The following is an 11585-nucleotide window of genomic DNA, read 5'->3' on the forward strand; positions in this document are numbered from 1 at the left end:
TTTTCCCCCTAAAAATTAAACTCTGCATCTACATCCCGATCATTTATCTGAACGGATGCCGTTGATGCATAGCCATAATTGAGACCAGTGAGTAGTTCCTGTATTTCCGCATCAGGATTGGCAATGACTTCATCTATCAGAGTAAAGAAGTAATCAAACACAACCATCACGGTATCTTTTCTGAACATGTGCTGACGGAACTGTATTGTGCAGTCAAAAGATTCACGGGTTTCAGACACATCCATCGCCAAATCGAACTTGACTGCCTCCAGTGTCATTTCAAGCCGGGAAAACTCATTTTCCCCATCAAACTTATCTGCCCCATTCAGGCTCAATGGCAGGTAACCGAACACCACATCAAACAGCGGATGTTTACCCTTACGATCCTGAAAATTACATTCAGCGCTGAGATCTTCCAACAACGCGCTCATCGGATAAGTTTGATAAGGCACACTTTCAGTCCACCGGGCATTAAGCTCCAACAAATAATCCGCCACTGTTACGTCTGCCTCCGGCTCAACTTTCAAGGCCAGCATATTGACCAGATAACCGACCAATGCCAGTTCTTCCGGTTGCATACGCCCAGTTACCGGAACACCAAGCAGGAAAGATTCAGTACGGGCAATTTTTGCCATCAAGACGCCAAACACCCCAAGAAAAAAGGTGAACGGAGAGAGACCAAGCTCATCACAAAGCTGTTTTATTTCCGCTCCGGTTTGCAATGGAAGGCTTTTATCCAGTGTGATCCCCCGATGATTTCCGGCATCGTTACGCCAATCCCAGCAATAATCATCCACCACCGGTAACGATAGCGGTGCAGGTAAAGGCAATAAATTGGCGAGCCAATAGGCTTTATTTTTCCGAACTTTATCTTCATTTTCGGACTCCAGTCTGTAGCGTTGGTAAGCGGCAAAGCTATACTCCGGTACAGGAAGGGATTGCCCTTGCAACAGGCATTGAAAATCATGAGTCAAAATGCCCAGAGAAATGGCATCACAGACAATATGATGAACAACAATCAACACGTGGTGGTATAGTGCCGAATCTGAGCCAGTGATCATCATTGCGCGAATGGGCAATTCGGTATGCAAATCGAAAGGCATATTGGCGAATTGTTCAAGACGGGCAAAATTCTCTTCCTCTGTTTCCCCCGCTTCAAGCACCGATAACCCGACTTTGGCGTCAAGCTGGGGCAACATCACTAAATTCGCATCCTCTCTTTTAAACAAGCATTTCAATACCGGATGTCTATCCGCCAGCTGCTCTATCGCCTCAGCGATAGATGTTGCACTGAACGAGCGTGGACATTGAAAGGCTACCGGCATGTTGTAGCTACCGTTAGCAAATGTGATCTGGTGTATGTACAGTAAGTCCTGATCCGCGCTGGCAATAATCGGCTCGGACGGATCAATGGACGGCAAGGCAGGATGAGAGATGTCCTGTTCACTGGAAAACTGCCTTTCAATCTCACGTATGGTCGGTTGGGAAAAAAAGTCCTGAATGGACACTCGCTTACCGAGTTTTTTATACACCTTTTCCGCCATAACGATAGTTTTCAGACTATCACCACCCAGTTCCATAAATTTGTCATCAATACCGATATTGTCAACGCCGAGGATGCTACTCCAAATGGCGATGATTTCCTTCTGCATCTCATTAACGGCTGGCTGATAAACGGAAGTCAACGTTTCTGGTCTGGGCTTTAATCTGATGCGGTTGACAGTTTGTAGTTGGTCATCACTATTGGTCGCCCGCCTTCCTCCCCACGTATACAATCTGTCCATAAACTGCCCTGCTGAGAAGATTTTCTGATTTTCACGATCGTATTCACGCAAGCTACGCTCGAACAGGGCAGGAAATTCAACGCCGGAAAGCGCGACTTCATTTGCTCCCCAAGTAATTTCATCACCCCGATGTTCCTCACCAAAATGAATCGTTTCCCAGTTCACCACAATCCAGCGAGGACTTTGTGGCCGCCGGTTCTGTCTTCGCGTCCAGCCATCCAGAAACAGATTCGCAGTAGCGTATGGCGCATGGGCAATCCCACCCAAAAATACCGACATAGAAGAGGTCACAAAGCAATATTCAACCGGAATATGTTCGAATACCTTAGCAAGCACTTCCGCCACTTGTGCTTTCGGCATGAGTTGCGCATGGTAATGATCGGCATTGAGTTGTGACAATGGAGAAAAAGAGTCGCCATCTGTAACTCCTGCGGCATGAATGACGGTGTTGATATCCCCCAAACGCTGACGGATAGACGCAAACAATGCCAACGCACCCGTTTCAGTTTCCAGCGCATACGGGAAAATTTCCACCGCGCCAGCGCCAGCTTCTTTCAATTCAGTCTGTAAACGCTGCATCGCCGGAGTCTCTGCGGCCTGACGACTGATCAGTGCCAACCGTCCCTGAAAACGCCGCGCAATCACATTCGCCATCGCCTTAGCCATTCTGCCGCCCGCACCGGTGATGACATAGGTTTTCCCCATGAAGTGGGATTCCTCTACCACCTCATTTTCTTCTGTATCGGGACAGCGGAAATCTTCTACAAATAACCCTTCGGCATTCAGTTTCAGGGGACCATGCAATGATGTTTGCAACAATCTGGTCAGTGAATCCGATAGCCCATTTTCACCGGGATTCAATAAGTTTAAATTCTGTAAATATAGAAACGCACAAGCGATACCGGGGATCTCTTGCGGCATTACCAGAGCCAAAGCCTTGAGTGCCGCTTCCGTCAGCGATGATTCCGCCAAATATCCGTTATCCATCGCCATCTCAGGCACAATCAAATAAATATGCACAGAAGAAAATGCAGAAAAATCAGTCTCCGCGAGCGCCTTGCCCAATTCAGATAATATTTGCAGTGAATCTGTCGCAAAAGAAAAACTATCCGGCGGAAACGTCAGTGATAACACCAGAGGCGGGTTCTTTGGCTGATGACCAGACAGCGTTGTCAGTGCATTTCGGATTTGCACCGGACACCGAATATCCAGACTGACCACCTCAAACTGATTTTTATCTACCCAATCATTTGATTGTGATGCCAGAGATTGATCAAGCAACAAAACAGCATGAGGCTTATTCTCCCCCTGTGACACTTTCGGTAAACGGACAGGCTTCCAGAATGGCAGTAATAACCCCGCTGAATTTTTAGACAAGTTCTTACTTTCAGGCGCAGCAATAATATTGGCGACTTGCGTCCAAATTTTGTCTGTAATATGCCCGGTGCCATGCTCTTCAGGCATAAAAGCATAACCGGGAACATCTGTAAGTGGCTGCCCTCGGTAGGAAGCCCAAAATATCTTTGGGGGTTCTCTGGTCTGACCGGATATCCAATTGGTGATGGCTTCCTGTTTTTCGGGGAGATGCTCCCGCGACACCGTGCTCTTTTGCAAAAAATTAAGGGTCAGTGTTAATACATCCCCTTCTTCCTCAAGTTCCAGATAGGCTTTAATTTGCTGCATCAGGGTAAATTTTGAATCTGCCACGAACATCACCCGACATGGAAAATTATGCCGTTTACTCAAGGTATGAGATAACGCGCTCAAATCCAGATCAGTTTGCAATACCAGCCATTGGGATACTGACTCCAGTTGCAGCACCAGTGAGACTTTATTTTTCGCGGAGAATGGAAAAAAACAGGTTTCAGGTACGTTATCACCACTATCTGAACCGGCGGAGATATATTCAGGAGGTATAAACTCTTGCAGTACCATATGTGCATTGGTTCCGCCAATACCAAAACTACTCACACCACCCGTTCTCAATTTTCCGGCTTTCGACAACCACGGTTCGGCTTGCGTATTGATATAGAATGGGGATTGCTCGAATTCCAACTGCGGATTAGGGCGCTGGAAATGCAGGGTCGGAGGGATAACACCATATCTGAGAGCCAGCACCATTTTGATAAAACCAGCAATACCGGCAGCCGAATCCAAATGGCCGATATTGGTTTTTACCGCCCCCAATGCACACTGGTTTAACGCCCCAGTCATTTTGCCGGCAGATTTTCCTTCATTGAAAACCTCACGCAACGCCATAAACTCAATGCTGTCCCCTAATGAGGTCGCTGTTCCATGACATTCAATAAAATCTAAATCTTCGGCACCCATTTCAGCCATTTGCAAAGCGGAGCGAATCACTTCCGCCTGTCCCTTAACACTCGGTGCCGTATAACCTACCTTGCGGGCACCATCATTGTTAATGGCGGAACCTTTCAAAATTGCCCAGATAGGATCATTATCGGCAATCGCATCCCCCGCCCGCCGCAATACCACCGCTCCCAAACCACTCCCGAACACACTGCCGGTGGCTTCCGCATCAAATGCCCTGGTTTTCCCATCTTTTGAAAACAGCATTCCATCCTGATAGAGATGTCCATTTAGTTGCGGCAGCAATAAACTGACACCACCCGCAACAGCAAAATCACATTCACCACTCAGCAAACTCTGCACAGCCTGATGCACACTCACCAAGCTGGTAGAACAGGCTGTCTGAAGAGTAAAACTGGGGCCTTCCAATCCCAGTTTCCAAGAGATCAGCGTACTCATGGCATCTTTATTGGCTAATTGTGAAGCCATAAAACCGCCGACATTTTCAACCTGTTCAGACAACATCGCCTGCATCGTCCATTGCACCGTACTGCGGGCTCCCAGAAACAGCCCGATATTGCGCCCGCGCTTGTCAGGATCAATACCGGCATTCTCCAACGCATGCCAGACGCACTGCATCATCAAACGGGTTTGTGGATCTAAAAGCGCCGCCTCTGCCTGACTGTAGCCAAAAAACTCTGCATCAAAATAATTCGCTCCTGCCAATACACCGTTGACCGGTACAAAGTCTTTATTGCGTATCTTGCTGATATCGTGTCCTGCCTGAATTAACTCCTCTTCCGTAAAGCGTGAGATTCCCTCCACGCCCATCAACAGATTTCGCCAGAATTCATTGCTGTTTTCTGCCCCCGGAAACCGACCTGACAACCCCACAACAGCGATATCCAAATCTTCTCTTATTTCTGCACTCATGATCCCTTACCTTGTCCTAAATCGATAAAATCATCAGGGGATAATTGCTTAATGAACTCAACGTGGCTGCCGCTGTAACGACGGACAGTACAAAGAGCAGAACGACGTTCTTCCAGTTGCTGCATCAGCCCGGCAATGCCTTTGCTGTCTGCTTCATCAGAGAAGAACATCTCAACGGGAATAGAATTCAATGACAGAGCCAGTATTCGCTCATGGAATGTCCTGCTTTCAAGGATTTGATGCTGTAACCAATAATGACGCCACTCTTGATAGAGAGCCGGGAATACCTGCCGTAATTTCCCGATATTAATATCAGCACTAATTTCGGTATTTTCTCCGGCCTGATGATTGATATCGCGGAATAGCTGAATAAAACCGGCATACAACCCGTCGCCATCAAATACATCGGTTTTCAGATTCGGATCGAAAAATACCAGTTTATCTACACGTTTCAATAAATCGCCTTGTGCTAAAAGCATTTGTTGCAGCAATGCCGCCAGCATCTCTGCACCGAGGGAATAACCACCCAACCAAAGTGGCCGTGAAAGAGGGTTTTCGCATGTTTTAACATATGACTTCAAGGTATTCAGCAACACCTCTTTAAATGCCGATTCAGACAGGTTTTCAGCCGTACTGGGCTGTATTGTCAGAACAGAGACAGTGATCCGGCCGGCCAAATTATTCGCCAGTGCCTGTAACTCCATCAATCCCCCTAACGCGGGCGGCAGTAATAACAGCCTGGGAAGCGCCGGATCATCCGTATTCAGGCAGCGTTCCCTTAAGACCGCCTCAGGATTTCCAACAGAATTTTGCCGTGATTGAATCAATGACCACTGTTCACCAATGGTGGCATTGCGAAATACATCGACAGGGCTGAATATCACATCAAACAGGGTTTCCAGCTGGCTGGCCAGACGAACAGCACTCAAGGATGAACCGGATATCAGGAAGAAATCAGAATTCAGTGTTAGTGCTCCTTTGTAACCCAGACATGTTTTCCAGCAATCCATCAGTTTTTGCAGGACTTCATCAGTTGCCGGATTTTGTTCCTCCTGTATTTTTTGCTCATTTTCGAACCAAATCTGGAACAACGTCACAATCTGCTGCCTGTCCATCTTACCGACATCCGTTCTGGGCAAACTCTCTACCGGAAATATCGCTGATGGCAGGTGAGAGCGAGGATAATGCCGGGCCAAATATTGTTGCAGCCCGGATTGGATATTTTCCTGCCCCGGGTTTTCTGCGCCTTCAACCGCCAGCACCAAACAAGCCTCAGGTGTTCCGGCAAATGCCACCGCAGCCCCCGCCGCAATAACACCCGGATACTGTCTGGCCCGATTTTCCAGTTCACCCAGACCAATAAAATTGCCGCGCACTTTACAGCTATCATCCATACGTCCTTTGAGATAAAACAGACCGTCTTTATCCGCCATCGCCAAATCACCCGTACGGAAGAAAGTGCCCCGTTGATCCTGACCGAATTTACTTACAGTCAGGATCGGATCTTCCAAATAGCCATGATGTTCAAAATCACCATAGATAACTAACTCTCCCCATTGACCGGCACGGAGCCGGGTGCCATTTGTATCAACAATGGCAAACGCGACATGCTCAAAGGGAATACCAATGGAAAGTGCCGTGTCAGATGTCAACTGTGCGCAATCTACCATCGAAACAGCAATACAGGTTTCTGTCGGGCCATAGCTGTTCCAGATCTGCGTTTTTCCGAGTAGTTGGTCGATATCTCCGGCTACCAGAAAATCACCACCGCTGATACAGACTCCGGGTAACGGAATCAGATCCGGCATACGGTTCCAGGCAGAGAAAAGCGCCGGAGCGGCAGAGATAACATCAGGACGGTAACGGCTCAAAAATGCTTTCGCTTTACGCTCATCCAATAAACTATAGCGATTGGCGACAACGCTTGTTCCCTGCAACGCCCAAGACAACAGAATTTCTTCAATATGGCCATCAAAGCTGGGTGAAAACTGCTGGACTATGCGCAATCCCTGCTCTGTTTCTGTCTGCAATGCGCTGTTCAGTCCTAACCTATTGACAAGGGAATCTACATACTGCGCCGCTGCATTTGCAGTGACACAAATGCCTTTCGGCCGACCGGTTGTGCCGGAACTGTACAATATCCACGCAATAGGATTGTCATCACGGGATTTCACACTGTGAAAATCACGCCAATCCACCGTAACAGTACCGATTCCGGTACCGATATCCATATTCACCACCAAATCCGGCTCCGCATGGCGAAGGACTTCTTTGATACGCTCTTCTGGAGTATCGATTTCCAATGCCAGATAAGTTGTGCGTGTCAGAAAACAAGCAGCCAAAAAAGCCTGCATATGACTTCCTGAGTGCCCGAGAATGAGTGCTTTCCGTATCGAGACCGTATTCAACACTTGTACATAAGACGCTGTTAGTTCCGCAAACCTTTCCCAAGTGACTATGTTTTCATCATCGTTTTCATCGTCAATAACAGCCGGACGGGTGCCCAAAGTCTGGAATGCTGTCAACAGCATGGTATCAACAGGAGTATACGATGCACGCCATTGTATCGGACGAAACGCTTTCTGATCTTGCCCGTCGGACGCAATCAATTCATTAACCGGCAAAGCAGCAGGATCTTGATGCAAAATCTGCTGCAAGATCGCCTGATAACTGTTTGCGATAGCCGCTAATTGTAAGTCAGTGAAGACGCCAAACTGGGATTCCAGAACCAACCGGCAACTTTGCCCGGAATGAATGACAGAAAGATTGAGCGGGCCATGTGCTTCTTTCGACAAATCTTCCTCATCCTGCGTCCCATATATTCCTTTTCCGATCTCATCCGCAACATCAATATAGACATAGGAGACATTCAGCAACGGGTTTCTGCCGAACACTCTTGGATCACTGCTGAGCAACGCAAAGGCTTCTTCAACGGGGAAAAAAAGGTAAGCAGCGGATTGCCACTGTTCATCCGCCAATTTCTTGACAAATTGCTCAAAAGAACCCACAGGATGATCAAAACGAAACGCACAAGGAGAGAGTGATACAAACATTCCCACCGTATCCAGTGCGTGTTTCGGACGCAATGCGTTGGCTACGGAGACAGAGAACTGATCGCTGTGTCCCTCACGGGCGACAGTAAGCCCCCATACCGACAGGAAGAACATGGCGGGGGTGATATTTAATGCTCGGCACAACCGTTGCACTTCTGCTTTATTCTCTGACGCCAACTCCCAAGACATCAACTCTAACTTCCCGCCCACTTCTATAGCTCCATGCCCGAATGGGTCAAATTCCAGACCAGACATATAGTCTTTCCAGAATGCCTCAGCCTGTCCCCAGATAGGACGTTGACGGGCTTCCATCAGCGTCGCGGCATAGTGCCTGTAACTCAGCGCGACAGAAGGGAGTGGAATCTGATTCAACACACATTCAAATTCTTTCTGGAGGATCTCCAGTGAAGGCTTATCCACTAAAATATGGTGGATTTGCAACTGCAAGCAGGCTTGTTGCGTGTTTATACCCTGCAAATACCCTCTCAGCAGCGGGCCGTCCTCCAAATCAAAAACCTGTCTCTGGACTTGCAGCCACTGGCTTTGATCATCAAACAGCACCTGCTCCACTTTCAGTGACGGTAATATTTCTGCATAGGGGATACCTTCATCATTGATGCGATACCGGCTGCGCAAAATATCGTGGCGATCCAATAACGTCTGCAATGCCTGTTTTGCCGCACCAGCAGAAATTCCGTCTGGCAAGGGAATTTCCAGCGGTAAAATACAAACCAGTGATTCAGTATCCAGACGATATTGTGCATACAGACGGGCTTCTTGTGCTGATAACACCCCAAGTCCGTCGGCCGAAATCACAGGGGGTGTTTCCAGCAAACGCCAGAAATCATCAGCAATTACTTTTTCATTACCGGAACTACGCAGATCGATAAATTCCGCCAGCATTTCGATCGTGTCGTTTTTGAAAAACTCCTGCAACGTCATCACCGGACCAAACTGTTGTTGGATATCCGCCAGTACCCGCACCGCCCGCAACGAATGCCCTCCCAGAGAAAAGAAACTTTTCTCCACCGACAGAGCTTCAATTTCCAGTTCCAGATGCTGCCCCCAACAGGCTGCCAGCCATTCTTGCGTGGCACCGATGGGGCGGGCATTCTCATTGGGCATCATTTTACCAAGCATCTGTTTCAGCGTTTGCCGATCCAACTTACCTGTATGCGTCAACGGTAATTCCGGCACCAGAACAATCTGGTTTGGCACCATATAAGTCGGCATCCGGTTTAATAATGCCTCCCTGATATCCTGCTCTGTCACCGACGGCTCCATCGCAACAATCAAGGCACCTAAAAGCGCGTGTCCCCGTTTGTCTTCCAGACTTATTACCGCCGCTTCGGACACCATCGGCAAATCCAGCACACTTTTTTCTACAGCATCCAGTTCGATGCGAAAACCGTTCACTTTCAGCTGGCGATCACGTCGTCCAAGAATTTCAATTTCACCCTGAGTATCCCAGCAGCAAAGATCTCCGCTGCGATAATATTTTCCTTTCAGCCATTGCGTATTCAGGCTGATAAAAGCCTGTTCAGTAAGATCGGGACGATTAAGGTAACCAATACCGACCCCGACACCGCCTATCAACAATTCACCCGGCACACCAATAGGACAAAGCTCCAGAGTATCGGGGAATACCACCGCACACTGGCAACCACCACATGGCCTGCCGATAGTTATTTTTTGATCATTGTGTTCAATGGGTAAATAAGTGGTAACAACGCCCGTTTCGCTGGGACCATAGAGGTTAAATAATTGGTAATTATTTTTTTGCAGCGTCCTTAGGCTCTCACCCCCAAAATAGAGCTGCTGCAATGTGGGAATATCGCCCTGTTCCATGATGTCTTCGGCAAAAACCGTAGTGGTAAATAACAGATCAATCTGTTTTTCCCGCAGGAATTCGACACATTTTTTAGCATCTATGCGCGCGTCTTCTGGGGCTATCACCAAGACAATGTTTTGCGTCAGAATCTGTACACACTCCAGAATGAAATAATCAAACGAGTGGTTGGATACGGACGCAACACGCGAACCTGCCGAACGATTCAGCGTGTGTTTTTCAGCACTGAGATTGAGCAATGCCTGGTGCGTATTGAGGCTGCCTTTCGGTTTACCTTCACTGCCGGAAGTCATCACGACACACAAAGCTTCATCGGGGCTGACGGATTCACCTTTGCTCAGCAACTCAGCCAATAAAGCCGAATCTGAAATCTGTGCCATTTGTGCCAAAGAAGCAGGATGATATTCAGGCAATATAACCACCCGACAATCCTGCTGGCGGAAAAGCGCTTCCATCGGGCTGCAATGTTCCTGCAACAGAACCGTTCTGGTCTGGTGCAACCCGATGATATCCAGCAACTGCCTTTCCGGGATGGTATCTGACTGTATGCAGAACGGCTTGCCGATACGAATACACGCCATTGCAGCAAGCATGGTTTCGATACCTTTAGAGCCAACAATCAACACACAATCCCCCAATGCTTCCCACTGGGGTAACTGAGGATCAGCCAGTAATCTCTCTGTATATTGTGCTAACTGCATAAAGTTAACGGTTTGATCGCCGACTTCCAGAAATGGCGTATCCGCTCTGTCACGGATAGATGCTGTGACCGCCTGCGCGACATTTTGATATTGCAGTGGTTGCATCGGTTGCAGTGCGGATAAAGTGAGCACACGTTCCCGCTCTTGCGATGTTATCCACGACATGGATGCAAGCGGGGCAACCGGCTCAGATATCATGCTGCCCAACAACAGAATCAAGCGTTCCATCAACAACGCAATTAACTCAGAATCCACCCTTTTCGGATCAAAACGCACATACAAATCGGTTTTTTCCGGGCGAACATGGCACCAGATACTCAATGAGCAGCCGGTGAATAAATCGTCCGTAAATGAATCGTGTGCTGCATCCATCTCCTCATTGATATTCTCATCAGAATCCCCCGCCGCAAAAGGTGGCAGGGTCTCCGAATACCCCACCATAATCTGCGGTAATTGAGGTATGACGGACGATACCATTTTGGGCGGCAAATCAGACAGTAGAGCAGCAACCTGCTTCCATTGAATAAGCTCCTCACCAAACAAGCGTTTTACCGGTTGCTCTGACCCTTTTTCTGTCAGGCTCCATTTGTTCGGAACGAGATAAGCCCCTGTAAACGTTGATAGGTTACCTGCCAACTCTTTCCCCCCAAGCGCCCAAATCAAACTGCCTTCAGGTTCATGGCAATGCAAAAATGCGAGATATTTAATGCAGGCGGAAAACAGCGACAGACGGTGCAACGGAGAAGCTGCTGCCATAGAGAAAATTCTGTTGTTAAGTTTTTCTGGCAGTGGGAATGAGGCCGTGACATCCTCCGTTCCCGATACGGATTGCGTTACCACAAAAAAGGGGCATCCCTGATATTCCGTATCCAATTGTTGCTGAACATACTCTTTTAATGCTTGTTTTTTTGCGTTCATCGCAATGGGATCATTAGTAAACATTTCTCGATTTCCT

The 11585-nt window shown here is 47.9% G+C and carries 2 protein-coding genes; both read right to left on the bottom strand.

The genetic code is table 11. The features are described 5' to 3' along the window. Positions 1-8: 8 nt before the first annotated feature. Positions 9-5027: a beta-ketoacyl synthase N-terminal-like domain-containing protein gene (locus tag AC5JQI_RS12915; RefSeq protein WP_493912452.1), complete on the bottom strand. Its 5019-nt coding sequence runs from the start codon at positions 5025-5027 to the stop codon at positions 9-11. Further along, positions 5024-11572 (bottom strand): AMP-binding protein, encoded by a 6549-nt coding sequence (locus AC5JQI_RS12920; RefSeq protein ID WP_493912453.1) that lies wholly within the window; start codon positions 11570-11572, stop codon positions 5024-5026. The genes AC5JQI_RS12915 and AC5JQI_RS12920 overlap by 4 nt, the downstream gene beginning before the upstream one ends. Positions 11573-11585 lie beyond the last annotated feature (13 nt).

It is taken from the genome of Xenorhabdus sp. XBWT (assembly GCF_059072735.1).

What these genes read in the sequence shown, in the direction of transcription:
- AC5JQI_RS12915 (WP_493912452.1), bottom strand. Translation starts at nt 5,027, where the DNA reads ATGAGTGCAGAAATAAGAGAAGATTTGGATATCGCTGTTGTGGGGTTG.
- AC5JQI_RS12920 (WP_493912453.1), bottom strand. Translation starts at nt 11,572, where the DNA reads ATGTTTACTAATGATCCCATTGCGATGAACGCAAAAAAACAAGCATTA.